The organism is Janthinobacterium sp. GW823-FHT03B06 (assembly GCF_058796955.1).
Window position 1 is genome coordinate 43475 of record NZ_JBXAJE010000002.1, and the last position, 25571, is coordinate 69045.

General features: G+C 65.9%; 17 protein-coding genes. 8 read left to right on the forward strand and 9 right to left on the reverse strand.

The genetic code is table 11. From position 1 onward, the window contains the following. Nucleotides 1-7: 7 nt before the first annotated feature. From AC1RBA_RS06095 to AC1RBA_RS06115, 5 genes are read right to left on the reverse strand one after another with little or no spacing between them, the layout of a single operon-like run. The gene (locus tag AC1RBA_RS06095) at nucleotides 8-2677 is read right to left on the reverse strand and encodes a molybdopterin-dependent oxidoreductase (RefSeq protein ID WP_492417221.1); all 2670 of its coding nucleotides are present in this window, start codon (nucleotides 2675-2677) and stop codon (nucleotides 8-10) included. 22 nt (nucleotides 2678-2699) lie between these two features. Beyond that, on the reverse strand, nucleotides 2700-3926 hold the full coding sequence (locus tag AC1RBA_RS06100) for an NAD(P)/FAD-dependent oxidoreductase (protein WP_492417223.1): 1227 nt from the start codon (nucleotides 3924-3926) through the stop codon (nucleotides 2700-2702). Next, nucleotides 3923-4285 carry a nitrite reductase small subunit NirD gene (gene nirD, locus AC1RBA_RS06105; protein ID WP_409028308.1) on the reverse strand — a complete coding sequence of 121 codons (363 nt, stop codon included), beginning with the start codon at nucleotides 4283-4285 and terminating at the stop codon, nucleotides 3923-3925. Before nirD ends, AC1RBA_RS06100 begins: the two co-directional genes overlap by 4 nt. Before the next feature lie 3 nt (nucleotides 4286-4288). Then, the gene (gene nirB, locus AC1RBA_RS06110) at nucleotides 4289-6853 is read right to left on the reverse strand and encodes a nitrite reductase large subunit NirB (RefSeq protein WP_492417226.1); all 2565 of its coding nucleotides are present in this window, start codon (nucleotides 6851-6853) and stop codon (nucleotides 4289-4291) included. A 10-nt stretch (nucleotides 6854-6863) separates the two neighbouring features. Continuing rightward, nucleotides 6864-8159 carry an MFS transporter gene (locus AC1RBA_RS06115; RefSeq protein ID WP_492417228.1) on the reverse strand — a complete coding sequence of 432 codons (1296 nt, stop codon included), beginning with the start codon at nucleotides 8157-8159 and terminating at the stop codon, nucleotides 6864-6866. 336 nt (nucleotides 8160-8495) lie between these two features. On the opposite strand from AC1RBA_RS06115, the gene AC1RBA_RS06120 reads away from it, so the two are divergent. The 4 genes from AC1RBA_RS06120 to AC1RBA_RS06135 all read left to right on the forward strand — a co-directional run bounded on the left by AC1RBA_RS06120 (nucleotide 8496) and on the right by AC1RBA_RS06135 (nucleotide 13942). Then, a complete protein-coding gene (locus AC1RBA_RS06120; protein WP_492417230.1) occupies nucleotides 8496-10211 on the forward strand; it encodes a CehA/McbA family metallohydrolase in 1716 nt (571 codons plus the stop codon). A gap of 135 nt (nucleotides 10212-10346) precedes the next feature. Beyond that, a complete protein-coding gene (locus AC1RBA_RS06125) occupies nucleotides 10347-10991 on the forward strand; it encodes a DUF4304 domain-containing protein (protein ID WP_492417232.1) in 645 nt (214 codons plus the stop codon). Nucleotides 10992-10994: 3 nt separating this feature from the next. Then, nucleotides 10995-11654, forward strand: a complete 660-nt coding sequence (locus AC1RBA_RS06130) for a hypothetical protein (RefSeq protein WP_492417234.1) — start codon at nucleotides 10995-10997, stop codon at nucleotides 11652-11654. Between the two features lie 182 nt (nucleotides 11655-11836). Beyond that, the gene (locus AC1RBA_RS06135) at nucleotides 11837-13942 is read left to right on the forward strand and encodes a prolyl oligopeptidase family serine peptidase (RefSeq protein WP_492417236.1); all 2106 of its coding nucleotides are present in this window, start codon (nucleotides 11837-11839) and stop codon (nucleotides 13940-13942) included. A gap of 237 nt (nucleotides 13943-14179) precedes the next feature. On the opposite strand, the gene AC1RBA_RS06140 is transcribed toward AC1RBA_RS06135, so the two are convergent. After that, complete coding sequence (locus tag AC1RBA_RS06140; RefSeq protein ID WP_492417238.1) at nucleotides 14180-14803, reverse strand: glutathione S-transferase family protein; 624 nt, start codon at nucleotides 14801-14803, stop codon at nucleotides 14180-14182. 252 nt (nucleotides 14804-15055) lie between these two features. Here AC1RBA_RS06140 and AC1RBA_RS06145 point away from each other — a divergent pair, with 252 nt between their 5' ends. After that, the gene (locus tag AC1RBA_RS06145) at nucleotides 15056-17761 is read left to right on the forward strand and encodes a M1 family metallopeptidase (RefSeq protein WP_492417240.1); all 2706 of its coding nucleotides are present in this window, start codon (nucleotides 15056-15058) and stop codon (nucleotides 17759-17761) included. Nucleotides 17762-18265: 504 nt separating this feature from the next. Here the strand turns inward: AC1RBA_RS06145 and AC1RBA_RS06150 are convergent. After that, entirely contained in the window at nucleotides 18266-19144 is an 879-nt protein-coding gene (locus AC1RBA_RS06150; RefSeq protein WP_492417242.1) for a LysR substrate-binding domain-containing protein, read from the reverse strand. A 111-nt stretch (nucleotides 19145-19255) separates the two neighbouring features. On the opposite strand from AC1RBA_RS06150, the gene AC1RBA_RS06155 reads away from it, so the two are divergent. Both AC1RBA_RS06155 and AC1RBA_RS06160 read left to right on the forward strand, forming a co-directional pair. Beyond that, on the forward strand, nucleotides 19256-20152 hold the full coding sequence (locus AC1RBA_RS06155) for an alpha/beta fold hydrolase (protein WP_492417245.1): 897 nt from the start codon (nucleotides 19256-19258) through the stop codon (nucleotides 20150-20152). Between the two features lie 145 nt (nucleotides 20153-20297). Beyond that, nucleotides 20298-21026 (forward strand): YceI family protein, encoded by a 729-nt coding sequence (locus AC1RBA_RS06160; RefSeq protein WP_492417247.1) that lies wholly within the window; start codon nucleotides 20298-20300, stop codon nucleotides 21024-21026. On the opposite strand, the gene AC1RBA_RS06165 is transcribed toward AC1RBA_RS06160, so the two are convergent. Continuing rightward, entirely contained in the window at nucleotides 20989-21618 is a 630-nt protein-coding gene (locus AC1RBA_RS06165) for a LysE family translocator (protein WP_034754929.1), read from the reverse strand. The two genes, AC1RBA_RS06160 and AC1RBA_RS06165, sit on opposite strands and share 38 nt — an antisense overlap. Before the next feature lie 156 nt (nucleotides 21619-21774). Here AC1RBA_RS06165 and AC1RBA_RS06170 point away from each other — a divergent pair, with 156 nt between their 5' ends. Then, nucleotides 21775-24675, forward strand: a complete 2901-nt coding sequence (locus AC1RBA_RS06170; RefSeq protein ID WP_492417250.1) for a hybrid sensor histidine kinase/response regulator — start codon at nucleotides 21775-21777, stop codon at nucleotides 24673-24675. Here the strand turns inward: AC1RBA_RS06170 and AC1RBA_RS06175 are convergent. Further along, nucleotides 24660-25571, reverse strand: coding sequence for an alpha/beta hydrolase (locus tag AC1RBA_RS06175; RefSeq protein ID WP_492417252.1), 912 nt, complete (start codon nucleotides 25569-25571; stop codon nucleotides 24660-24662). The genes AC1RBA_RS06170 and AC1RBA_RS06175 overlap by 16 nt on opposite strands.

Sequence of the window (25571 nt, forward strand, 5' to 3'; positions counted from 1 at the left end):
CAGATGATCAGGCCGCGCTGCGCGCTTCAAGCAGCAACTGTCGTATCTCCGGCACGCAGGAGCCGCAATTGCCGCCCGCCTTGACGCAGGCCGTCACCTGCGCCGTCGTCTCCAGTTTTTGCCCGGCGATGGCCGCGCAAATGGTGTTGCGCCCCACGCCAAAGCACGAGCACACGATGGGACCGGCGTCCACGCCCTTGCCGATGGGCTGGCCCAGCAGCACGCCGGCGCGATCAAGCGCATCCATTTGCGCATGCGCAAACAGGCCGGCCAGCCAGCTGCGCGACGGCAGGTCGGGACGGGGCGAGACATACACGCATTGCGCGATGCGTCCCTCGTCCAGGTGCACGGCGCGGTACACGCCGGCGCTGGCATCCGCGTAATCGAGCCAGTCGGCGTTGTCGTCCGTGACGCCGAGCAGCGCGCGCGCCCAGGCGCCGAGATCCTCGATGCGCTGGCGGCCCGCCAGTTCGTAGCGCAGGAACTGCTCGCCCTGGATGCGCGTCCAGTGCGCCACGCCGTCCAGGGCCAAGGGCGTGCGGCTCAGGACAAACGCATGCCAGTGCACGCGGAATTGTTCGATGCGCACGGGCGTGTGCTTGAATTCCGGCTCGCCCGAGACGGGGTCGACGACCGGATTGACGACGGCGCCCACGCGCGCGTCGGACGCATTCGCGTCGCTCCAGTGGATGGGCACGAAGACCTGGCCGCGCGCGATGCCGCCGCCATGCACGACGCGCGCCACCATCGCGCCCCAGGCGCTGGAAATGCGCGCCAGCTCGCCCTCGCGCACGCCGTACAGCAGCGCATCCTGCGGGTGGAGGTCGATGAACGCTTCGGCGACGTGGCCCGACAGTTTGGCCGCCTTGCCCGTGCGCGTCATCGTATGCCACTGGTCGCGCACCCGGCCCGTGTTCAGGATCAGCGGATAGTCCTCGCCGGGCATGTTGTGCGGCGCGCGCGGCGCCATGGGCACGAAGCGCGCGCGCCCGTCCGCATGGGCGAAGCGGCCGTCGCCGAACAGGCGCGCCCGGCCCTGCGGCCACTGCTGCGGCGCCAGGGCGTCGTACTGCGCCGCATCCAGATTGTCCAGGCCCGCCAGATTGAACAGGCGCGCCGTTTCCGCCCCGTTGCGGAAGGTCGACAGCCGTGCGTGTTCGGCAAAAATGGCTTGCGGCGCCGCGAAATCGAAGCCGTCATAACCCATGCGGCGCGCCACGTCGCACAGCACGTCCCAGTCGGCGCGCGCCTCGCCCGGCGCCGGCAGAAACGCGCGCTGGCGCGAGATGCGCCGCTCCGAGTTCGTCACCGTGCCGTCCTTCTCGCCCCAGCCCAGGGCCGGCAGCAGCACGTCGGCATGGACGTTCGTGTCCGACTGCGCGCTGATGTCCGACACCACCACCAGCTCGCACCTGGCCAGCGCGCGGCGCACCTGGTCGGCGTCCGGCATGCTGACCAGGGGATTGGTGGCGATGATCCACACGGCTTTGACCTTGCCCGCTTCGATCGCGTGGAACAGGTCCACGGCTTTCAAGCCCGGCTTGTTCGCCATGCGCGGCGAGTCCCAGAAGGTTTGCACGGTGTCGCGGTGCAGCGGATTGTCGAGATCGAGATGCGCCGCCAGCATGTTGGCCAGCCCGCCCACTTCGCGCCCGCCCATCGCGTTCGGCTGGCCCGTGAGCGAAAACGGTCCCATGCCGGGCTGGCCGATGCGCCCCGTCGCCAGGTGGCAGTTGATGATGCTGTTGACCTTGTCCGTACCGGAGGACGACTGGTTCACGCCCTGCGAAAAGGCCGTGACGACCTTGCGCGTGGCGGCAAACGCCTGGTAAAACGCCAGCAGGGCTTGCGGGTCGACCTTGCAGATGCGCGCCACCTGCAGCGGGTCGCCGCAGTCCGCGTGGGCGGCCGCCAGCGCTGCGTCGAGGCCACGGCTGTGCTGCGTGACGAACTCGCCGGCGATCACGCCCTCCTTCGCCAGATAGCACAGCAAGCCGTTGAACAGCCACACGTCGGTGCCCGGTTTCACGGGCAAATGCAGGTCGGCCAGTTCGCAGGTGGCCGTGCGGCGCGGATCGATCACCACCAGTTTCATCTCCGGCCGGGTTTCGCGGATGCGGGCGATGCGCTGGAATAAAATCGGATGGCACCAGGCCGTGTTCGAGCCCACCAGCACGACCATGTCGGCCAGCTCCAGGTCTTCATAGCAGCCGGGCACGATGTCTTCGCCGAACGCGCGCTTGTGGCCGGCGACGGCCGAGGACATGCACAGGCGCGAATTGGTGTCGATATTCGCGCTGCCCACATAGCCCTTCATGAATTTGTTGGCGATGTAATAGTCTTCCGTCAGCAGCTGGCCCGAGACATACAGGGCCACGGCGTCGGGACCGTGCTCGTCGATGATGGCGCGCAGGCCGCCGGCCACCTGGTCCAGCGCGCCATCCCAGGAAGCGCGCCGCAGCACGCCGTCGGCGCGCACCTGCGGGTAGAGCAGGCGCTGGTTGAGGTCCAGGGTGTCGCCCAGGGCCGAACCTTTCACGCACAGGCGGCCCTGGTTGGCCGGGTGCGTTGTATCGCCGGCGATGCGGATGGCGCCGTCGGGCAGGCGTGTCGCTTCCACGCCGCAGCCGACGCCGCAGTACGGGCAAGTGGTTTTCACGGGCGTGCAGCTGGTCATGGGCGTATCCTGTTGGTCGCTGTCAGGCGGCCTGGGCGCACAGCGCCTGGCCAAACAATAAATGGGCGCGCAGCTTGCTGATGTCGCGGCGCTGCTGGATCAGGTCGAAATACCACGGACCGTCCTGCACGTCGCCATACAGCACGGCGCCGGCCAGGCGGCTGCCCTGCACCACGAGCCGTTTGTAGACGCCACGCCTCGGATCGCGCAGCACCAGGTCTTCGCTGCCCTCGCCGCCGATGATGTCGCCGGCCGAATACAGGTCGATGCCTGTCACTTTCAATTTGGTGGCGCTGGCTTGCTGCACGTAGCGGCGGTGCCCGGCGCCGGCCAGATGCGCGCCGCACACGCGCGCCTGTTCCCAGATGGGCGCGACCAGACCGAAGGTGGCGCACCGGTGCTGCACGCATTCGCCCACGGCGTACACGCGCGGGTCGTAGCTTTGCAGGCAGTCGTCGACGACGATGGCCCGTTCGCAGTGCAGGCCGGCCGCTTGCGCCAGCGCGATGTTGGGGCGCACGCCGGCCGTCATCACCACCAGGTCGGCGGGAATGCTGCTGCCGTCCGCAAACTGCACGCCTTCCACGCGGGTCCTGCCCATGATGGCGGAGGTTTGCGCCTGCATCAAAAACCGCAGGCCGCGCGCTTCCAGCGCCGATTTCAGCAGCATCGACGCGGGTGCGTCGAGCTGCTGGTTCATCAGCGCGCCGCTCATGTGCACCACCGTCACATCCATGCCCTGGCGCTGCAGGCCGTTGGCCGCTTCCAGCCCCAGCAAGCCGCCGCCGATGACGACCGCGTGGCGGTGCTGGCGCGCCGCCCGCAGCATGGTGTCGACATCGTCGATGTCGCGAAAACCGATCACGCCGGGCAACTCATGGCCCGGCACGGGCACGATGAAGGGCGTCGAACCGGTGGCCAGCAGCAGGCGGTCATAGCGTACCTCGATGCCCGACAGCGCCTGCACCGTGCGCGCCTGGCGGTCGATGCGCACCACGGGGTCGCCCGCGTGCAGGGTGATGCCGTGCTGCGCATACCAGTCGCGCGTGTGCAGCATGATGTCGTCCACCGTCTTTTCGCCGGCCAGCACGGGAGACAGCAGGATGCGGTTGTAATTGCCGTGCGGTTCGGCGCCGAACACGGTGATGTCGTACAGGTCCGGGGCGAGTTTCAACAGTTCCTCGACCGTGCGCATGCCGGCCATGCCGTTGCCGACCACGACTAAAGACGGCCGTGCGGCGGTGTTCATATGGCCACCCACACCATGCCGCCGAACACGCGCGCGGGCCAGGCGGCCACCGAGTGCTCGGGCGCTTCGATGCACTCGCCGCTGGCCAGGTCGAAGTGCTGCTTGTAGATCGGCGACGCCACGACGACGCGCTCGCCGATGCTGCCCACCAGGCCCCGCGAGAGCACAGAAGCACCCGCGTTCGGGTCGACATTGTCGATGGCGTACACGCGCGGCGCGGCATCGCCGACGCGGAACACGGCCACGTGCCGGCCGCCCAGCAGCGCACACACGCCCGTGTCGGGCACGATGTCCGTCAGGGGGCAGATGGCCACCCAGTTGTCGGCGCTGGCGCTGTTCAATTCATTCATCGCATTCATGGCTCACGCCTCCACGGGAAGGATGGGGATCACGGTGTTGCGGCGTTCAAGGGGCGTGGCGGGCCGGATCTGGCCCCGCTCTTCCACGAACACGACGTTTTCATCGTTCTTCCCGCTGTTGACGAAATGGCGGAAACGCTGGCGCACGGCGGGGTTGGCGACGGCTTCCTTCCACTCGCAGGCATAGGTGTCGACCACGTGCTGCATGTCCGCTTCCAGCTCGTGGGCGATGCCCAGGCGGTCGGCCACGACGACGGCTTTCAGGTAGTCGAGCCCGCCTTCCAGGTTGTCGCGCCACACGCTGGTGCGCTGCAGGCGGTCGGCCGTGCGCACGTAAAACATCAAAAAACGGTCGACATAGCGCACCAGGGTCGCTTCATCGAGATCGGATGCCAGCAGTTCCGCGTGGCGCGGCTTCATGCCGCCGTTGCCGCACACGTACAAATTCCAGCCTTTTTCCGTGGCGATCAGGCCGATGTCCTTGCCCTGCGCCTCGGCGCATTCGCGCGTGCAGCCGGAGACGCCGAACTTGATCTTGTGCGGCGTGCGCAAGCCCTTGTAGCGGTTTTCCAGTTGAATCGCGAAGCCCACGCTGTCGGCCACGCCATAGCGGCACCAGGTGGAGCCGACGCACGATTTCACCGTGCGCAGCGACTTGCCGTAGGCGTGGCCCGACTCGAAGCCGGCCGCGATCAGCTCTTCCCAGATGGCCGGCAACTGGTCCACGCGCGCGCCGAACAGGTCGACCCGCTGTCCGCCCGTGATCTTCGTATAGAGACCGTATTTTTTCGCCACCATGCCCACGGCGATCAAGCCGTCGGCCGTCACTTCGCCGCCCGGCATGCGGGGCACGACGGAATACGTGCCATCCTTCTGTATATTACCGAGAAAATAATCGTTACTGTCCTGCAGGCTGGCGTGCACGGGCGACAGCACGAAATCGTTCCAGCAAGACGCCAGGATATTCGCCGCCACGGGCTTGCACACGTCGCAGCCGAGACCCTTTCCATGCGCGGACAGCAGCGCGCCGAAGCTGCGGATTTTTCCCACGCGCACCAGATGGTGCAATTCCTGGCGCGAGTACGCAAAGTGTTCGCACACGTGGTTGTTGACGGCCAGGCCCTGCTTCTGCATTTCCGCCTTCATGATCTGCGTGACCAAAGGCACGCAGCCGCCGCAGGCCGTGCCGGCTTTCGTGCAGGATTTTAATGCGCCGATGCTGGTGGCGCCATCGGCCACGGCCGCGCACAGCGCGCCTTTCGACACGTCGTTGCACGAGCAGATTTGCGCAGCATCGGGCAAGGCGTCCACACCGAGTCCCGTCTTTTGCTGGCCGTCCGCCTGCGGCAGGATCAGGAACTCGGGGAACTCGGGCAGCTCGATCTTGTTGAGCATCATCTGCAAGAGCGTGCCGTACTCGCTGGCGTCGCCCACCATCACGCCGCCCAGCAGATATTTACCGCAATCGGAAACGACGATCTTCTTGTAGATCTGCTTGCGCTCGTCCATGAACTGGTAGGAGCGGCTGCCCGGCGCATTGCCGTGCGGGTCGCCCAGGCTGGCCACGTCCACGCCCATCAGTTTGAGCTTGGTGCTCATGTCGGCGCCCTTGAACGAGGCTTCGCCCGCTTCTCCTTCTTCCTCCTGCAGCAGCTGGCGGGCAGCGATGCGGGCCATTTCGTAGCCGGGCGCCACCAGGCCGAACACCAGGCCGCCCCACAGCGCGCATTCGCCGATGGCATAGATGTCCGGGTCGGACGTGACGCAGCTGTCGTCGATGGCGATGCCGCCGCGCGGTCCCACGTCCAGGCCGCAGGCGCGCGCCAGCTCATCGCGCGGGCGGATGCCGGCCGAAAAGACGATCATGTCCGCTTCCAGGTGGCTGCCGTCGGCGAACTGCATGCGGTGCGTGGCTGATTCGCCGTCAACGATGGCCAGCGTGTTCTTTTGCGTGTGCACGGTCACGCCCAGTTCCTCGATCTTGCGGCGCAAGACACGCGCGCCGCCCTCGTCCACCTGCACGGCCATCAGGCGCGGCGCGAATTCCACCACGTGGGTGTCGAGCTGCAAATCGCGCAAGGCTTTCGCGCATTCGAGGCCCAGCAGCCCGCCGCCGATCACCACGCCCGTGGTGGACTTGGCGCCCCAGGCCAGCATGGCTTCCAGGTCTTCGATGGTGCGGTAGACGAAGCAGCCGTCCCTTTCCTTGCCCGGCAGCGGCGGCACGAACGGCGTCGAGCCGGTGGCGAACACGAGTTTGTCGTAGCTCAAGACCTCGCCCGTGCTGGCCGTAACGGTCTTCGCCGCGCGGTCGATGGACACGGCGCGCGCATTGAGCTTCAACACGACGTTGTCCTTGTCGAAGAAGCCGGGCGCCACCAGCGACAGGTCGTCGGCCGACTTGCCGCTGAAAAATTCGGACAGGTGCACGCGGTCATAGGCGGGGCGCGGTTCTTCGCACAAGACGGTGACGTGCAGGTGCGGCGCGTTTTCCAGGGCCAGGCGTTCGAGGAATTTATGCCCGACCATGCCATGGCCAAGGACGACGATCTTCAGGGGGTGGTTCATGCTTGTCTCCTCAGGCCGCGGCCATGTTCGGTTCAGCCGCCAGCCCCGTGAAACGGGCGGCGATGGCGCACAGGGCCGAGACCACCACCAAGGCGCTGAGGATGGTCAAGGTCTGGCGGATGTCGCCCGTGCCCTTCATCAGGAAACCGGCCGCCACGGCGCCCACGTTGCCGCCCGCGCCGATGATGCCGGCCACGCCGCCCAGGGCGCGGCTGTCGATGAAGGGCACCAGCGCGTAGGTGGCGCCGCACGCCATGTGGGTGAACAGGCCGAAGACCAGCATGGCGATGACGGCATACGTGACGCTGTCGACCTTGGCAAACCACAGCAAGCCCACGCCTTCGCCTATCATCAGCATGAACAGCAGGGTCACGCGGCTGTTCAGGTTGCCGCGCAGGGCCAGCTTGTCGGACAGCCAGCCGCCCAGGGCGCGGGCGAACAGGGCCAGCAGGCCGAAGCTGCCAGCGGCCAGGCCGGCCGATTTCAACGACAGGCCGAAATGGTCGACGTAATAGACGGCGGCGATGTTGTGGATGAAGATCTCGATGCCGAAGCAGGCGCCGTAGGTGACGAACAGCAGCCACACGCGGTAATTGCCGCTGGCGGCCTTGAAACTGTCCCAGCCTCCCTTTTTTTTCCCTTCGATGGCCACGCCGGCGGCGCGCAAGTCCGAGTAATTGCCTTCAGGGCAATCCTGCGTATAGCGCCAGTAGAGGACCGCCATCACCAGCATCAGCACGCCCGGCACCAGCAGGGCGATGCGCCAGCCCAGCGATTCGGACACGCCCAGCATCAGCACGGCACCGAGCAGCAGCGGCATCAGCGCCTGCGCCGCGCCGCCGCCCGCATTGCCCCAGCCGGCGGCAGCGGCATTCGCCGTGCCGACGACTCTGGGGGCGAACATCACGGAGGTGTGATATTGCGTAATGACAAAGCTGGCACCCACGGCGCCGATGCCCAGGCGGAAGAACAGGAAACTTTCATAGCTTTGCGACGCGGCCACGCCCAGCACGGGAATGGCGCCCAGCAGCAGCAAGCCCGTGTACGTCTTGCGGGGGCCGTAGCGGTCGCACAATGGCCCCACGATCAGGCGCACGAGGATGGTGATGGCGACGGCGGCGATATTGATGTTCGCCACTTGCGCCAGGGAAAGGCCGAACTCGCCTTTGATGACCGGCATCAGCGGCGCGCAGGCGAACCAGGCGAAGAAACACACGAAAAAGGCCATCCACGTCAGGTGGAATGCCCGCATGGGCGGCGTGGCGAGGGAGAAGAGCGCGATGCGCGTTGCTTTTTGGCTGGCCATGATAGGTTCCCGAAGTATCCCGAAAATAACAAAGATGCAAACAAAAACGGCGCCCGCCCCCGCCGATGAAAAAAATCAGCCAGAGCGGACGCCGTTGTCCAGGTGGTCCGTCGTTGGACCGTTGTGCGTTTATTCAGGGGATCGCCGTTGATCCGTATCTCCTGTTTAGCAAGCGCCGTGCCAGGCCCGCCTCAGGGGGCAGCCGTCTTATTTGTACGGACTTTGCGCCAGGTCATGGCACCTGGCGGTGCAGGCACGCCTCTTCTTGGTGCGTCGGGGAACTCGAAAGTGCAATGTTTGTCTAATTGATATTGAGTTCATGAAGCGGAGGCCGGCATGTTCGGGCAACTGCGGCAATGGCAGCCACGGCGCGGCGTGGCGCGCGCGCTGGCATGCGTCTGCGTGGGTGCGCTCTTGATCGCCTGGAGTAACACCGCCGCAGCGCAAGATGGCTCTCCCGAACCGAGGGAGCACAGCGAGCTGGACGCGACCGTGTTCGCACCGTTCCACGCGGCGCGCGGCGAACGGGTCACGCAGGCGCGCACATTCGTCGTGCGGCTCAGCTATCCGGACGAAGGCCGCGCCCATGCCGTGCGCTGGACCCTGACCTTGTCCGGTCCCGGCCCGCAAGGCGCCGTGCTGCGGCGCTGGTCGGGCACGGAACAGGTGGGCGCCGGCGGCAAGCGCGTCAACTTGCCCTGGGATGGCCGCGCCGATGCCGATGCGCGCGAACGGCGCGTGATGGCGCCGGACGGCTTGTACGAGCTGCGCCTGCTGGCCGTGGCCAATGCCGGCACGCCGCGCGAAGCGCAGGTGGAACAGCAATGGCAAATCGCGGTGCAGCGGGGCGCCAGCACGGCGCCCCGGGTGCCCGCCTTCCAGGCCGGCCTGCAACAACTGCCCCGCCTGGATGAGGAGCCCGGCTACCGCATCGTCTACGCCAACCTGCACAGCCAGACGCGCCACAGCGACGGCGGCGCGGCGCTCGACGCCTGCCATGGCGCGCAGGAGCCCCAAACGGCGCCGTTCGGCCCCATCGACGCCTATAAATATGCGCAGGATCACGGCCTGGACGCCCTACTGACATCCGAGCACAACCATATGTATGACGGTTCGGACGGAACCAATCCCGCAGCCACGCCTGCCGAAGCGAAGGCCTTGTACCAGACGGGGCTGGCCGAAGCGGCCGCCTATACAAACGCCCACCCCGGTTTCCTGGCCCTGTACGGCATGGAATGGGGCGTCATCAACAAGGGCGGCCACCTGAACATCTTCAATAGCGACCAATTGCTGGGCTGGGAAAGGAATGCCCGGGGCGAATTGCTGGCCGACCTGGAAACGCCGAAAAACGACTACGCCGCCCTGTATGCGCTGATGCGCGAACGGGGCTGGATAGGCCAGTTCAACCACCCTGCCTATGCGGGCCAGTTTCTCGTCGATGGCCAGCCGCTCGGCTACACGCCGGACGGCGATGCGGCCATGGTGCTGTGCGAAGTGATGAATACATCCGCGTTTTCCACCAACGACCAGGAAACGGAAACGCGGCGCAGCAATTACGAGGCGGCCTGCAACCGTGCCCTGGCGGCCGGCTACCACGTGGCCTTCAGCAGCAACCAGGACAACCACTGCGCCAACTGGGGCGCGTCGTACGGCAACCGCACGGCCGTGCTGGTGGCCAGCCCGGCCGCCGGCATGCCCGTGTCACGCGACAGCTTCCTCGACGCGCTGCGCGCGCGCCGCGTCTTTGCCACCATGGATAAGCACGCGCAGCTGCTGTTCACGGCCAATGGCAAGCTGATGGGCGAGCGTTTCGACAACCACGGGCCCTTGCAACTGTCTACCAGTTTCAGCAACAGCGCGGGCCGGCAAGCGGCGGCCGTCGCCATTTTCCACGGCGTACCGGGCGGCAACGGCTCCGTCACGCAACTGTCGGACCAGGCCGAGCTCACCGTCACGCCCGCGCCCGGCCCCCATGTCTATTACGCGCGCCTGACGCAGGACGACGGCAACATCGTCTGGTCGGCGCCTGTGTGGGTCAATCAGCTGCCGTGACCGGCCACGCGCCAATAGCCGCAGGTTTTCCCTCGCACGATTGCCCGTCGCGGCTGTTACGCACACTAATCTATGGCAACATGGCAACGCCGTTTTCACAGCAAGGCGGCGCAACCGTCAATGCCAGGGAACAGGATGAAACCAAAAGCACTGATCATCGCCAATATTGAAGAGTTCTTGCTGGAGCCGCTGACCGCAGCGGGCTTCAAGTTCTCGGCAGGCCAGCTCACCTTCAAGCGCGCGCAGAACGAATTCGTCCAGACCATCCATTTCCAGGCCAACCGCCATAACGAAGAGCGTCTCTGCGTGCAGTTCTGGAGCCACTATCAGGTTTCCTCCAGATCCTATACAACATGGCACAAGGCACGCTACGGCCGTGAACCTGTCAACAATATCGTTGGCGGCGTGGCGGACTGGAATATCACAAACTGGCAATTCCCTGTCATCGATGGGAAACAGGACAAAGAACACCAGCTCGTCGATCCGGCCCATCGGGCAACCTTCATGGCCTGCTTGCGGGACAATCTGCTGGCGTTGGCCATTCCCTGGCTAGAGCACCGGTCCAACTGGGAAAATGCGGCCCAGGCCCTGGTTGACACGCAAGACTCGCATGCCAGGGCCTGCGATTTTTATCTCATGGCCGGCAAGCAGGAAAAAGCCTTGTGGGCCTTGAACGAAGGCATTGCCTACTGGAAAAGAAATCCCAAGGCATCTGATCCACAAGAAAAAGAGGAGATCGCTTTGCGTATGGAACACTACTTCAATGCCACACCAATCTGACCCATGACAGAGATCACTTGCCCCTACCACGACGCCTGCGGCCATCATTTTGACAGCAGCGCTCTCGATGCAGCCGATGGCGCTTTTCTGGAATCGGCTCTCGGCAAGAACATGACCTTCATGTTCCTGCACTGCCCCGCATGCTCAAGGATGTTCCAGTTCAATCCCGTCGCATGGATCGCGCAGTCTTGCGAGACAGCCGCACCCAAGCCTGCAAAGGCGGCGAAGAAAACCGCCAAACAGCTGGAGAAGCTGCTGACCAGGGAAAAAGTGGCCATCCCCCAGCCGTATCTCGATTACCTCAACAGCGGAAAATCACGGCGCGAGGTGGCGGTTTGCCAGGATGGGAACCGTTTCAAGCTGTACAGCCTGGAGGAGCTTTGCGCACACATCGACGTGGACGGCTGCAGGTATCTGGCAGCTGCGCAGCTGGCCGGCTTTGCGCAAACCCTGGCACAGGTGGCGGGCACGGATTCGATGCAGGCAGCACCGTTCAGCCTGGCCGAGTTGGCAGCATGCCCGGCCATTGGCGAGGAAAACATGCGCATCCTGTTCGTCGACAGCCGCGACAACGAAAGCGTGTGGATTTATCATCCTGACGGCGGCGACGTTGAAAAAACGGCGCTTACCGTCACGTCCCTGGTGGCGTCAAGCGGCTACTGAACGTGGCACCCCGCCGCAGAATCTGCGGCCTAGCTTGATTCCAGCAAACAATATTGGAAAAGCATGGTTTTTCCCCGCTCGGCGCCTTCAGCCTCTGGTTCCAGCTAGCAATCCATGGCAACATGGTTGCGCCGTTTTGACAGCAACGCGGCATAACCGACCATTGTCAAGGAACTCTGTCCATGTCTTTTTATCGCAAGTTTGCCGGCAGCATGCTGCTCGGCATGGCCGCAGCGGGCGTCTCCCACGCGCAAGCCCCCGCCCCTGCCGCCGCCAACACCGATCCCCACCTGTGGCTGGAAGAAGTCCTCGGCGACAAGCCGCTGGCCTGGGTCAAGCAGCACAATGCCGTCACCACCAAAGAGCTGGAAGCGCAGCCCGGCTTCCCTGCCCTGCAGACGCGCCTGAAAACCATCCTCAACTCGAAGGAACGCATTCCCTACGTCAGCAAGGAAGGCGCGTTTTACTACAATTTCTGGCGCGATGCCCAGCACGTGCGCGGCATCTGGCGCCGCACCACGCTGGCGCAGTACCAGCTGGCCGAACCCGCGTGGGAAACCGTGATCGACCTCGACCAGCTGGCCGCCGGCGAGCATGAAAACTGGGTTTGGGGCGGTGCCTCCTGCCTGTATCCGAAGGGCGAACGCTGCCTCATTTCCCTGTCGCGCGGTGGCGGCGACGCCAAGGTGGTGCGCGAATATGACGTGGTCAAGCGCGCCTTTGTCGACGGCGGCTTCACCCTGCCCGAAGCGAAGGGCAGCGCCAGCTGGATTGACCAGGACACCTTGTTCGTGTCCACCGATTTCGGCCCCGGCTCGATGACCAGCTCGGGCTACCCGCGCATCATCAAAGAGTGGCAGCGCGGCACGCCGCTGGCGCAGGCACACACCTTGTATGAAGCCAAACCCGACGACCTGAGCGCGGGCGCCTACAAGGACTTCACGCCCGGCCACGAACACCAGTTCATCGAGCGGCAAATCGATTTCTACAGCGGCGAAATGTTCCTGCGCGAAGGCGCCGATCTGAAAAAAGTGCCGAAGCCGGACGACGCGACGGCCTTCACCGTACGCGATCAATTGATCATCACCCTGCGCTCGGACTGGAAAGTGAACGGCAAGACCTACGTGCAAGGCTCGCTGCTGGCGTCCGACTTCAAGGCCTTCATGCAGGGCAAGCAGGAGCTGGAATTGCTGTACGCGCCCACGGCCACCTCGTCGCTGGACAATGTCACGGCCACCAAATCGGCCATCCTCGTCACCACCCTGGACAAGGTCAAGAACCGTCTGACGGAACTGCGCCACGTGAACGGCAAGTGGCAGCGCCGCGCCGTCGACGCGCCGAAGCTGGGCACCCTGGCCGTCAGCGCGCTCGACCCGGTCGATTCGGACCAGTACTTCCTGACGGTGACCGACTTCCTCAATCCGACCACCCTGTATCTGGCCACGGCGCAAAGCGACCAGCGCACGAAAATCAAGTCGCTGCCCGCCTACTACGATGCGGCGCCGTACAAGGTGGAGCAGTTCGAATCGACGTCGAAGGACGGCACCAGGGTGCCCTATTTCGCCATCATGAACAAGAAGACGAAGTTCGACGGCAGCAACCCCACCGTGCTGTATGGCTATGGCGGCTTTGAAGTGTCGCTCAAACCGAGCTACAGCGGCACCACGGGCGTGGCGTGGCTGGAAAAGGGCGGCGTGTACGTGCTGGCGAATATCCGCGGCGGCGGCGAATTCGGCCCCCGCTGGCACCAGGCGGCGCTGAAGGAAAACCGCCAGCGCGCGTATGACGATTTCATCTCGGTGGCGCAGGACCTGATCAAGCGCAAGGTCACCAGCCCACGCCACCTGGGCATCATGGGCGGCAGCAATGGCGGCCTGCTGACGGGCGCCGTGCTGGTGCAGCGCCCCGATTTGTTCAACGCCGTCGTCAGCCAGGTGCCGCTGCTCGACATGCGCCGCTATAACAAGATGCTGGCGGGCGCTTCGTGGATGGGAGAGTACGGCGACCCGGACGTGCCGGAGCAATGGGCTTACATCAGCAAGTACTCGCCGTACCAGAACGTCTTCAAGGACAAGAAATATCCGCGCGTGCTGTTTACCACCTCGACACGCGACGACCGCGTCCACCCAGGCCATGCGCGCAAGATGGTGGCGAAGATGGAAGAGCAAGGCCACGACGTGCTGTACTGGGAAAACACGGAAGGCGGCCATGCGGGTGCCGCCAACAACGACCAGCAGGCGCTGATGTGGGCGCTGACCTACACCTTCCTGCACGAGCAGCTGAAGTAAATGGTGATGTCGGATGACGCGTTCCGCTAATCCGACCTACCGGGCTGTCGGTAAACGCAGGCCGGCGTAGGTCGGCGTAGGTCGGCTTAGCCCAACGGGCGTAAGCCGACAACATTGTTGGCCCGCCCGCGATGATGTTGGATTACGCGTCCCGCTAATCCAACCTACGGGGCGTAGGTCGGCTTAGCCCAACGGGCGTAAGCCGACAACATAGTTGAAGCGGCCCGCACGCATGGCCTACTTCGCCTGCGCGCTGGGCCGCTCGGCGATGCGGTCGCGGTAAGCCTGCAGGTTGGACAACCCTTCCGCGCCCGGCCGGTACTTCATCAGCCCGCGCACAAATTCCAGCGCGCAGAAGGCCGTGATGTCGGCAATCGTAAAGCGTTCGCCGGCGATGTAGGGCTGGTGGGCCAGCACCTGGTCCAGCCATTGCGCCGTCTCGCGCAGCTTGCCCGCCTGCGCCGCGGCGAAATCGGGAAACTGCGGGTTTTCCAGCGCCACCAGGGCCGGATGGCCGTGGCGCACCCAGTTGGCGGCGGCGCTGAACAGGTGCAGCTCCACGCGGCGGTCGGCCATTTCAATGAAGGCGCGCTCCTCGAATCCCTCGCCCATCAGGTTCGGCTGCGGCTGCAAGCCTTCCAGGTAGGTGCAGATGGCGCGCGTCTCGGTCAGCACGCGTCCGTCGTCCAGTTCCAGCACGGGCACGCGGCCCAGCGGGTTTTTCGCCAGGAAGGCGGGATCGCGGTGATGGCCGGCCATCAGGTCGAGCGCCACTTCCTCGATGCCGGTGATGCCCTTCTCGGCGATGAACATGGTGACGCGGCGCGGATTGGGCGTGCGGGGGCTGATAGTGAGTTTCATGTGCAGGTCTCGTCTCGTTATGGTGGTGGCCAATCAGGCGCGGCACCAGCCTGTGGCAATGCAGTCAGACGCCCATCATACCAGCGCACCGGCATGGTGCGGCGCCCCTGGCGCGTTGACTTTGCCCCCGTTTCGCCTTAGATTGCTGTACGGGAACGCTGGCCGCCAGTTCCAGCGATGTCCCCCACACGTCATCAACGCCCGCAGCCTATCCGGCTGGCGGGCGTTTTATCCATGAACCAAGGGCATACCATGCATCGCACACCGACTCCGCGCTTCCGGCGCAGCCAACTGGCCGCCGCCGTCCTGGCACTGGCTTCCATCACCGCAGCCCATGCGGACAATGCCGCTCCCGCCGCCAGGTACGTCTCGGCCAGCCATGCGCCCGGCACCACCACGCAGCTGCCGCGCGGCGTCACGCCCCTGCACTATATCGTGTCGATCACGCCGGACGCTGCCGCCTCTACCTTCAAGGGCGAGGTGGCCATCAAGGTGGCGGTCGACGCGCCGACCGCCAGCATCACCTTCAATGCCTTGAACCTGACGTTTGCGGCCGCCGCCATCGAAGGCAAGGGCGGCAGCAAGCAGGTGACGCGCAAGATCGCGTTCGATGCGGACAAGCAGACGGCCACCGTGCATTTCGCCGAACCCGTGGCGAAGGGCGAGTACCTGCTGCGCATCGATTACAGCGGCAAGATCGGCACGCAGGCCACGGGCCTGTTTTCGCTCGACTACGACACGCCGCAAGGCCGCCAGCGCGCGCTGTACACGCAGTTCGAAAATTCGGACGCGCGCAGCATGCTGCCATCGTGGGATGAACCGGACTACAAGGCTACCTTCGATCTCAACGTGGTCGTGCCGAGCAACCAGATGGCCGTCGGCAACATGCCGATCGCCAGCAGCGAAGAACTGGGCAATGGCATGAAGCATGTGTACTTCGCCACCACGCCGCGCATGTCGACGTATCTGCTGTTCTTCGGCCTGGGCGACTTCGAGCGGGCCACAACGATGGCCGACGGTACGGAGATCGGCGTCATCACGAAGAAAGGCGCGCTGGCGCAAAGCCGCTTCGCGCTCGACGAGTCAAGCGCCCTGCTGCGCGAATACAACGATTATTTCGGCGTGCGCTACCCGCTGCCCAAGCTCGACAACATCGCCGCGCCGGGCCGCAGCCAGTTCTTCGGCGCCATGGAAAACTGGGGCGCCGTCTTCACTTTCGAATATGGCCTGCTGCTTGACCCGGCCATCTCGACCCAGGCCGACAAGGAAAACATCTACACCACCCTGTCGCATGAAATGGCGCACCAGTGGTTCGGCGACCTGGTCACCATGCGCTGGTGGGATGACCTGTGGCTCAACGAAGGTTTTGCGTCGTGGATGGAAAGCCGCACCACGGAGCGTCTGCACCCCGAGTGGAACACGGCCCTGTCCAGCGTGGGCGGGCGCGAGTCGGCCATGAGCCAGGACGCGCTGCGCACCACGCATCCGGTGGTGCAGCGCATCGCCACCGTGGAGCAGGCCAGCCAGGCCTTCGACGGCATCACCTATCAAAAGGGCGAGGCGGTGATCCGCATGCTCGAAGCGTATGTCGGCGCCGACACGTGGCGCACGGCCGTGCGCAGCTACATGCGCAAGCATGCGTATGGCAATACGGTGTCCGACGACCTGTGGCGCGAAGTCGATGCGGCCGCCGGCAAGCCGGTCAGCGCCATCGCCCATGATTTCACGTTGCAGCCGGGCGTGCCGATGATCACGGTGGACAACGCCGTGTGCCGGAACGGCAATACGCGCGTGCGCCTGACGCAGACGGAATTTTCCAAGGACCAGCCGAACAAGAAACCGCTGTCGTGGAAAGTGCCCGTCATCGCCTCTACGGTCGGCAACGGCAAGCTGGCCACGGTGCTGGTCAGGAATGGCAAAGCGAGCTTGAACGTGCCCGGCTGCGGCGCCCTGCTGGTGAACGCGGGCCAGAGCGGCTACTACCGCACCGTGTACGCGCCCGCCAACACGCGCGCGCTGGCGCGCAGCTTCGCGCGCCTGGCGCCGATCGACCAACTGGGCTTGCTGGCGGACAGCCAGTCGCTGGGCCTGGCGGGCGCGCAAAACCTGGCCGACTTCCTGGAACTGGTGAAAGCGACGCCGCTGTCTGCCGATCCGCAGGTACTGGGCAAGGTGGCCGCCTCCCTGGGCAGCCTGTACGAACAATATGCGGGCGATAGCGCGGAAAGCAAAGCGCGCCAGCAGGCCTTCGGCCGCTTCGCCATGGCGCGCCTGGCGCCGATGATGGCGCAGACGGGCTGGGAAGCGCGCGCGGGCGAAGCGTCGAGCGTGGCGACCCTGCGCGGCCAGCTGATCGCCATCCTCGGCGACATGGGCGAACCGGGCGTGCTGGCCGAGGCGCGCCGTCGCCATGCGGCCAGCGAGCAAGATCCCGCCGCCATGCCCGCACCGCTGCGCCGCACCATCCTGGGCGTGGTGGCCCAGCATGCGGACGCCGCCACCTGGGAGCAGCTGCACGCCCGCGCGCAGCAGGAAAAGACGCCGCTGGTGAAAAACCAGCTGTATGACCTGCTGGCCTCGAGCAACGATCCCGCCCTGGCGCGGCGCGCATTGGCGCTGGCGCTGACGGATGAACCGGGCGTGACCAACAGCCCGGCCATGATCTCGCGCGTGTCGCGCACGCATCCGGAACTGGCCTTCGACTTTGCGCTGGCGCACCTGGAGCAAGTCAATGCGCGCATCGACGCCAGCTCGCGCAGCCGCTACTTCCCGCGCCTGGCCGCCGCGTCGGCGCAGCCGGACATGATCGCCAAGCTGGAAGCGTACGCGCAGGCGCACCTGCCGGCCGGCGCGCGCGGCGACGCCGACAGTTCCGTGGCCGGCATCAAGTACCGCATCAAGCTGCGCGCCGAACGGCTGCCGGCCGTCGATGCATGGCTGGCGAAACAGGCGGGCTAATCGGCTTTCCCGGCGCCGCGGCGCCGGGAACGAATGAAAACGCAGGCAAAAAAAAACCGGCTTCGCAAAGTGCGGTAGCCGGTTGAAACGCTGTTTCAGAGCGCAGGGATAAAACGGGAAAAACACATGAAGAAGTGGAAATCGTGCCGGTCATTGAGGTGTCCGGCAACCTTGCGCCCGGGGTCTCCGTGCGCCATGTATCCACTATGCCAGTCCTTCCCTCGGGCAGGCTTAGGACTTCATTAAAGCCCCGGCCGATTCCTGCATTTCCCCTGCCCCACCCTGCAAATACTGCCATAAAACAATTTTTACATGTCTGGTGCCGATGGTTGAGCTCACCGGCTAAGCTGTTGAGTCATGCCTGCATCCTATCGCTCCCGGAGCGTAGTGATCTGCGCAATGCATGCTGTGTGCCAACAAAAGCATCATAACAGCGGCATATGACCGCCTTATGACGCAGGCTAAACTTTCATACTTTCATCGGCATTTCCAGCGCCGCCGGCATCATGCGCGAAACTGCTGCCGCTGTCCCGCGCCGCGCACGGCGTCCACCAGCGCCAGCACGGCCGGCGTATTGTTGCGTGGAAAGGCATAAAAACGGGCATCGGGTAATGGCGGCAAGCCCTCTTCCGCTCCCAGGATACGCAAACCGTCGCGCAACTGGCTGCGCGCCACGGGCGTCACGGCAAAGCCGGCCAGCGCCGCCGCCACGCAGCCGGCCATGCTGCCGCTGTCAAACGCCAGCCGCCAGGCACGGCCCGCCTGCGCCAAAGCGGCCAGCGCCGCTTCGCGGTACACGCACGGCGAGGGAAACAGCGCCAGCGGCACGGGCAGTTGCGCATCGGGCAGGCGGCCGGCCGCATACGCCCATACCAGCGGTTCGGCCCACAGCAATTCGCCCGCCCCTTCCGTGCGGCTGCATTGCTTGCCGAAAATGACATCGATCTGCTCGTGCGCCTGACGCCGCAGGAGGTCGGCCGTGATGCCCACCTTCAACTCGATCGACGCTTGCGGATGCCAGCGCTGGAACGTCTGCAGCACTTGCGGCAGCCACGTGCCCGCGAAATCTTCCGACGCGCCCAGGACCAGCCGCCCCTGCACCGATGCACCGCTGAGCCTGGCCCGCGCCTCGCGTTCCAGGTCGACGATATTGCGCGCATACATGTACAGCAGTTCGCCGGCCGCCGTCAACTCCAGGCTGCGCGTCGTGCGCGCCAGCAACTGTTTGCCGGCGCTGTGTTCCAGGCGCTTGATATGCCCGCTGACAGCCGACGGCGTCAGCGCCAGGTTTTGCGCGGCCAGCGCGAAGCCGCCCGTATCGACCACTTCCAGCAGGCTGCGCAAGAGGACGATGTCCAGGGTCATTGCCGGCAAGGCGTGCATGGTACGCTCCAATTCATCAAGATATGATCATAATATCGATGAATTGCTCACGAATCAAATTAATTGCCGGCGCTACCATGACGTTCTCCCCTCACCTTCGTCAGGAATGCCATGCAAGACTATCACTACATCGCCACCCCGCTGCTGGACGTGGCCTACCTGGAATGGAACCCGTCCGGCAGCCGCTGCGCCGTGCTGGTACACGGCTGGCCCGACAGCCCGGAAAGCTGGGCCAAAACGGCGGCGGCGCTGGCCGCCGCTGGCTACCGCGTGCTGGCGCCCGCCCTGCGCGGCTTCGCGCCCACGCGCTTTCGCCATGCGGACACGCCGCGCAGCGGCCAGCTGGCCGCGCTGGGGCGCGACTTGCTCGACTTTATCGATGCGATGCAACTGGATCAGCCCTTGCTGGTGGGCCATGACTGGGGCGCGCGCGCCGTCGCCAATGCCTGCGGCTTGCGCCACGATGCGGCATCTGGCCTCGTCATGCTGTCGGTAGGCTATGGCACGAATGACCCACGGCAAGAACTGTCTTACCAGCAGGCGCGCAACTACTGGTACCACTGGCTCATGGCCACGCCGCGGGGCCAGCATGCGGTCGAGCATGACCGCCACGCGTTTGCCCGCATGATGTGGGACAGCTGGTCGCCCGCCGGCTGGTATGGCGAAGCCGATTTCGCGCAGGCCAGCCGCGCTTTCGACGGTCCCGACTGGGCCGAGGTGGTGCTGCATTCCTACCGTCATCGCTGGGCGTTTGCCGAGGGCGACCCCGCGTACGCGGCCGACGAAGCGCTGCTGCACCCGGCGCCCGTCTTGCCGGTGCCCACCCTGGTGCTGCATGGCGCGGCCGACACCTGCAACCATCCGGACAGCTCGGCCGGACGCGAACGCCATTTCAGCGGCGCCTACCAGCGCGTGCTGCTCGAAGGCATCGGCCACTTCCCGCAGCGCGAGGCGCCGCAGGTGGTCGCCAGCGCCATCCTCCTGTTTGTCGACGGACAGGCGCGGTAAACGCTATCCCTGTACTCCGTCCTTGCGCGGCCGCCTGCGAAGGGGCTAGCGCCGGGCAGGCTGGATCGCGTACTATCGCCCCATCGCCCCATCGCGCCTTGCGCCTCTGCACGCGCAGTCCATGTCCAGCCAGGAGTTTTCATCAATGCACACTGTTCACCGCCGCATGCTGCTGGCCGGCGCCTGCGCCTTGCTGGCATCCTGCACGCCCTTGCCGCCCGCGCCGGCCCCCGCTTCCGCGCCGGCCGCCCCTGCCGCCGTGCCGGCGCCCGCGTGGCAGCGGCAAGGCATGCAGCTGCTGCACATCGCGCCCGCAGAATCGCTGCTGACCATCACCGTGCGCCGTGGCGGCGCGCTGGCGCGGCTCGGGCATGATCACGTGGTGGCCAGCCGCAGCCTGCAGGGCATCGTGGCGCCCGCGCCGGGGCGCGCGCAGTTGCGCTTCCGGCTCGACGAGATGACTGTGGATGAAGAAAGCTTGCGGCGGGAGGCCGGCTTGACGACGACGCCGTCGGCCGATGCCATCGCCGGCACGCGCCACAACATGCTGGTGCGCGTGCTCGAGGCGGAACGCTATCCGTGGGTCAGCATCGAGGCGCGCCGCACGGGCGACAAGCAGGTGTTTGATGCGGACATCACCCTGCATGGCGTGACGCGCACGGTGCGGCTGCCCGTGCGGATCGAGCAAGCGGCCGACGGGCGCAGCCTGCAGGCCAGCGGCAGCCTGCTGCTGAAACAAAGCGACTTCGGCATCGTGCCGTTCGCCATCCTGGGCGGCGCCATGGCCGTGCAGGACCAGATGGAACTGGCGTTCCGCATCACCGCCCGGCAAGAGGTCAGCGCGCCAGGATCAGGCGCAAGCCCAGGCCGATGAAGATGGTGCCGGCCACGCGGTCGAGCCACAGGCCGGCGCGCGGGCGGCGGTTCAGCCACAGGCCGACGGCGCCGGAAAAATAGCCGAGCAGGCCGAACAGCACGCACGCCTGCGCCGTGAAGACCAGGCCCAGCTGCGCCGTCTGCCAGCTGGCATTGCCCTGGCCCGCGACGATGAACTGCGGCAGGAACGAGAGGAAAAACAATACGACTTTCGGATTGATACTGTTGGCAAACAGTCCCTTGCCGAACAAACGCAGCAAGGATTCGTCGGGCAAGGCGGCCGCACCATCGACTCTGGCGCCGCCACGGCTGCGCAAGGCGCCGATGCCCAGCCACACCAGATAGAGCCCGCCGGCCACTTTCAGCGCCGTAAAGGCCGTGGGCGAGGCGGCCAGCAGGGCCGACACGCCGATGGTCGCCAGCACGGTGTGCGTGAGGCAGCCAAGGGCGCAGCCCAGGCCGAACGCCATGCCCTGGCGGCGCCCGCGCGACATGCCCACGCCCAGCACCATCAGGTTGTCGGGGCCGGGACTGGCGGTGATCAAGACGGCGGCGGCCAGGAAGGCCAGGAACTGGTCGGGACTGAGCATGAATATCTCGCGGGCAAAAGCGCCATGATACCGGAGCGGGCGCCAGGCGGACAGGACATGAATTTGCCCGTGTGTCACCGAGAGTCGATTAAAATGGACACTCCACAGCAAACGGCGTTGCCGCCAATTCCCGCGCGACCATCACCCACTCCATCGATGCCAGCCCACTCGCCCCCTCCCTGCCACCGCGCTTCCAGCTCCCGCGTCAGCGCCTGGCTATGCGGCTGGCCGCTCGTGCTCAGCCTGCTGTTCGGCCTGCTGGGTCTGGCGGGCGCGGCGCAGGCGACGCCCTTGCCTCTGAGCAAACAAGGCATCGCTCATCTGGGCAAGGGCGGACAACTATTTCTTGCCGAAAATGAAGCCGCGCCTGCCGATGCCGCCGCCCTGCCCGCCTGGCTGGCGCGCCAGCGCCCGGCCGACCAGGTCGACCTGTTCGGCGGCGCCTACTGGCTGCATGCGCAGGTGCGCAACGACAGCAGCGAAGCGGCCTGGGTCATCGACCCGAACGACACCCTGATCGACTTGGTCGACGTCTACGTGTATGGCCCGGGGCCGCACACGGCGCCGCGTACCTTGCTCACGGGCTACCAGCGGCCGCACGACTATTTGCTGCACTACGGCATGAACGTGCAGCTGGCGCCGGGTGCCACGTACGACATCCTGATCCGCTTTTCCAGCCCCTACTACGCGCGCGCGCCCCTGTTCGGCGTGAAGACGCAGCACGACTACCGCAAGCTGGTGGGCAAGGAAAACTTCCTGATGGTGGCCTCCATCGGCGCCCTGCTGGCGCTGGGCCTGTTCAATTTCTTCATCTTTTCCATCACCCTGGAAAAGGCGTCGGCGTATTACGCGCTGTACGTGCTGACGTACGGCCTGGCCTGGGCCATGACCTTCCACGTGTTTGCCGACCTGTTCGACTGGCACCAGCTGCAGCTGCATTACGTGCCGTTTTTCCTGCTGCCCGTCTTCAGCACCCTGTTCTACATGCATTTCCTGCGCCTGCGCGACTACTCACTGCTGCTGTACCGTCTCAGCAAGGTCAACCTGGCATTGCCCTTGCTGCTCCTGCCCAGCTGCTTTTTCGCCCTGTCGTATGCGCACACGCTGGCCACCATCGCCATCAGTATCTGGATGCTGCTGGCGCTGGTCTGCGGCATCGTCGTCTGGCGCCGCGGCTACCAGCCGGCGCGCTTCTTCGTGCTGGCCTTCGTCGCGCTGATGCTGCCCGGCTTTCTGATCCTGCCGGCCAACCTGGGGCTGATGCCGGCCATGGTGGCCAACGCCCAGCTGGTGACCCTGCTCGGCGGCACCTTCGACGGCTTGCTGCTGGCTTTTGCCCTGGCCGACCAGATCCGCCTGCTGCGCAACAACCTGGAACAGCGGGTGCAGGAACGCACCCTGGCCCTCACCCTCAGCAACGACGCCCTGCTGAAGGCCAAGGAGCATGCGGAAGTGGTCAGCCGCCACCGCATCGATTTTCTGTCCGCCATGAGCCACGACATCCGCACGCCGCTGGCCGGCGTGATCGGCATGCTGAAATTCGCCCTGCGCGACCAGTCCGTCAAGGGCCGCACGCAGGAATACCTGCGCATCGGCCTGCACAATGGCGTGTCGCTCCTGACCATCCTCAATGACATCCTCGACTTTTCCAAGATCGACGCGGGCAAGCTGACCCTGGAAACGGTGGACTTCGACCTGCTGGCGCTGATCGGCGACGCGGCCGGCATCGTGCAGGGACAGGCCGACGCCAAGAGCCTGCTGCTGCGCCGCGAACTGGCGTTGGACCTGCCGCGCTACGTGCGCGCCGACCCCACGCGCCTGCGGCAGATCCTCATCAACCTGCTGGGCAACGCGCTGAAATTCACGGCCAATGGCGAAGTGCTGCTGGAAGTGCGGCGCGCCCGCACGCCGCCGCGCCGCGATGGCCGCAGCGAAATCGAATTCATCATCAGCGATACGGGTCCCGGCATCGACGCGGACACCTTGCCGCGCCTGTTCCAGAAATTCGAGCAGGCCGACCATTCCACCACGCGCCGCTACGGCGGCACGGGCCTGGGCCTGGCCATTTGCAAGGAACTGGTCGAACTGATGGGTGGCACGATCGGCGTGGAAAGCCGGGTCGGCATCGGTTCGCGCTTCCACTTCACCTTGCCGCTGGAAGACGGCAGCGCGCCGGCGGCCGACGCGCGCCGGCCGGTGCGCCAGGCGCGCCACGCCTGCCGCCTGCGCATCCTGTGCGCCGAAGACGTGCGCACCAACCAGATCATCATCGGCACCCTGCTCGAAAGCATGGGCCATGAGGTCACCATCGTGGAAAACGGCGAACAGGCGCTGCGCGCGCTGGGATCCGGCCCCTACGACTGTGTGCTGATGGATGGCCGCATGCCGGAGATGGATGGCGAACAGGCCGCGCGCCTGATCCGCGACGGCGGCAATGCCCAGTTCCCCATTCCCGACGCGCAGATTCCCATCCTCGCGCTGACGGCCAACGCCAGCGAACATGACCGGCAACGCTATCTGGCCGCCGGCATGGACGACTTCCTCAGCAAGCCCGTCGACGAAGCGCTGCTGTTCGAGAAAATCGACGCCATCATCGACCTGCTGCTGGCGCGCGGCCACGCGCTGCCGCAGGCCGCACCCATCGACGACGACACCCTGGCGCGCCAGTTCGGCCTGGACGATGCCGACGACGCGCAGGCGCAAACGCCGGCGCCGGCCGATCCCATGACAGCGCCCGTGCACATCCTGCCGCTGGCAGGCTTGTCGCCCCAGCACTTGCAGCGCATCGCGCAAGCGTTCCTGACGGAAGCGCCGCGGCGCCTGGACCTGGCTTGCCATGCCGTGCGCGACGGCAATGCCAGCGCGGCGGCGGCCGCTTTCCACGCCTTGAAAGGCAGCGCCGGCTACTTGAGCCGCCCCACCCTGCACGGCCTGTGCCACCAGATGGAAACCCTGGCCTCGAACGGCCAGCTCGATAACGTGGAACAGTTCCTGCCGCAGCTGCGGGCGGCGCTGGACGTGGCGCGGCGGGACCTGGAAACTCAGCCCGAAGGCTGAGGCATCCAGCCCCGCGATTGCAGCCACGCCAGCAGCAGTTGCGGCCACGCGGCCGGTTCGCTGCCCGGCTTGCCCAGGCCCCAGCCATGGCCGCCGTGCCGGAACTGGTGCAGCTCCACAGGCACGCCGGCGCGGAGCAGGGCCGCCGCCATCAATGTACTGTTTTCAGGCGGCGACACGCGGTCATCGAGCGCCTGCGCGATGAACATCGGCGGCGTGCGCGCATCGACGTGGCGTTCCACCGACAGCGCATCGCGCGCCGCCTGCGTGGGGTGGCTTCCCAGCAGCTCTTTCTTCGCATGCGTCGTGTCGAACGGCGGCTGCATGGTCAGCACGGGGTATAGCAGCACGACGAAATCGGGCCGCGCGGAGACGCCATCGATCGCATCGACGGACGCATACAGGGCGGCGTCCGGCTGGACGGCCGTCATGCCGGCCAGGTGCGCGCCGGCGGAAAAACCCAGCATGCCGATGCGCGCCGGGTCGATGCCCCACTCGGCCGCACGCGCCCGGATCACGTGCATGGCCCGCTGGCCGTCCTGCAACGGCGCGCTGGCGCCACCGCCTTCCTGCGGCAGACGGTACACGAGTTCAAACGCCGTGACGCCCTGCGCTTGCAGCCAGGCGGCGGTGGGGCCGCTTTCCTTGCCCGCCTCGATATGCGCATAGCCGCCGCCGCTGACCAGCATGACGGCCGTGCCGTCCGGCCGCGCCGGGCGGTGTGCGATCAGATAAGGCTGCGCCACCTGCGTGATGGAGCCCTTGGCGCTGTCGCGCTGCGGACCCGGCGCCGCGCCGCCGGGCGGCGCGCCGGGCCACAGCACGATGGCGCCCGGCGGCGCGGCGCCCGCGTGCAGGTGGAACAGGACCAGACACAGCAGCATCAGACCTTGCAT

Coding starts and splice junctions, on each gene's coding strand:
- AC1RBA_RS06170 (WP_492417250.1), top strand. CDS start 21,775: ATGCCAGCCCACTCGCCCCCTCCCTGCCACCGCGCTTCCAGCTCCCGC.
- AC1RBA_RS06145 (WP_492417240.1), top strand. CDS start 15,056: ATGCATCGCACACCGACTCCGCGCTTCCGGCGCAGCCAACTGGCCGCC.
- AC1RBA_RS06130 (WP_492417234.1), top strand. CDS start 10,995: ATGACAGAGATCACTTGCCCCTACCACGACGCCTGCGGCCATCATTTT.
- AC1RBA_RS06120 (WP_492417230.1), top strand. CDS start 8,496: ATGTTCGGGCAACTGCGGCAATGGCAGCCACGGCGCGGCGTGGCGCGC.
- AC1RBA_RS06175 (WP_492417252.1), bottom strand. CDS start 25,571: ATGCAAGGTCTGATGCTGCTGTGTCTGGTCCTGTTCCACCTGCACGCG.
- AC1RBA_RS06115 (WP_492417228.1), bottom strand. CDS start 8,159: ATGGCCAGCCAAAAAGCAACGCGCATCGCGCTCTTCTCCCTCGCCACG.
- AC1RBA_RS06095 (WP_492417221.1), bottom strand. CDS start 2,677: ATGACCAGCTGCACGCCCGTGAAAACCACTTGCCCGTACTGCGGCGTC.
- AC1RBA_RS06165 (WP_034754929.1), bottom strand. CDS start 21,618: ATGCTCAGTCCCGACCAGTTCCTGGCCTTCCTGGCCGCCGCCGTCTTG.
- AC1RBA_RS06150 (WP_492417242.1), bottom strand. CDS start 19,144: ATGCACGCCTTGCCGGCAATGACCCTGGACATCGTCCTCTTGCGCAGC.
- AC1RBA_RS06140 (WP_492417238.1), bottom strand. CDS start 14,803: ATGAAACTCACTATCAGCCCCCGCACGCCCAATCCGCGCCGCGTCACC.
- nirD (WP_409028308.1), bottom strand. CDS start 4,285: ATGAATGCGATGAATGAATTGAACAGCGCCAGCGCCGACAACTGGGTG.
- AC1RBA_RS06125 (WP_492417232.1), top strand. CDS start 10,347: ATGAAACCAAAAGCACTGATCATCGCCAATATTGAAGAGTTCTTGCTG.
- nirB (WP_492417226.1), bottom strand. CDS start 6,853: ATGAACCACCCCCTGAAGATCGTCGTCCTTGGCCATGGCATGGTCGGG.
- AC1RBA_RS06100 (WP_492417223.1), bottom strand. CDS start 3,926: ATGAACACCGCCGCACGGCCGTCTTTAGTCGTGGTCGGCAACGGCATG.
- AC1RBA_RS06160 (WP_492417247.1), top strand. CDS start 20,298: ATGCACACTGTTCACCGCCGCATGCTGCTGGCCGGCGCCTGCGCCTTG.
- AC1RBA_RS06155 (WP_492417245.1), top strand. CDS start 19,256: ATGCAAGACTATCACTACATCGCCACCCCGCTGCTGGACGTGGCCTAC.
- AC1RBA_RS06135 (WP_492417236.1), top strand. CDS start 11,837: ATGTCTTTTTATCGCAAGTTTGCCGGCAGCATGCTGCTCGGCATGGCC.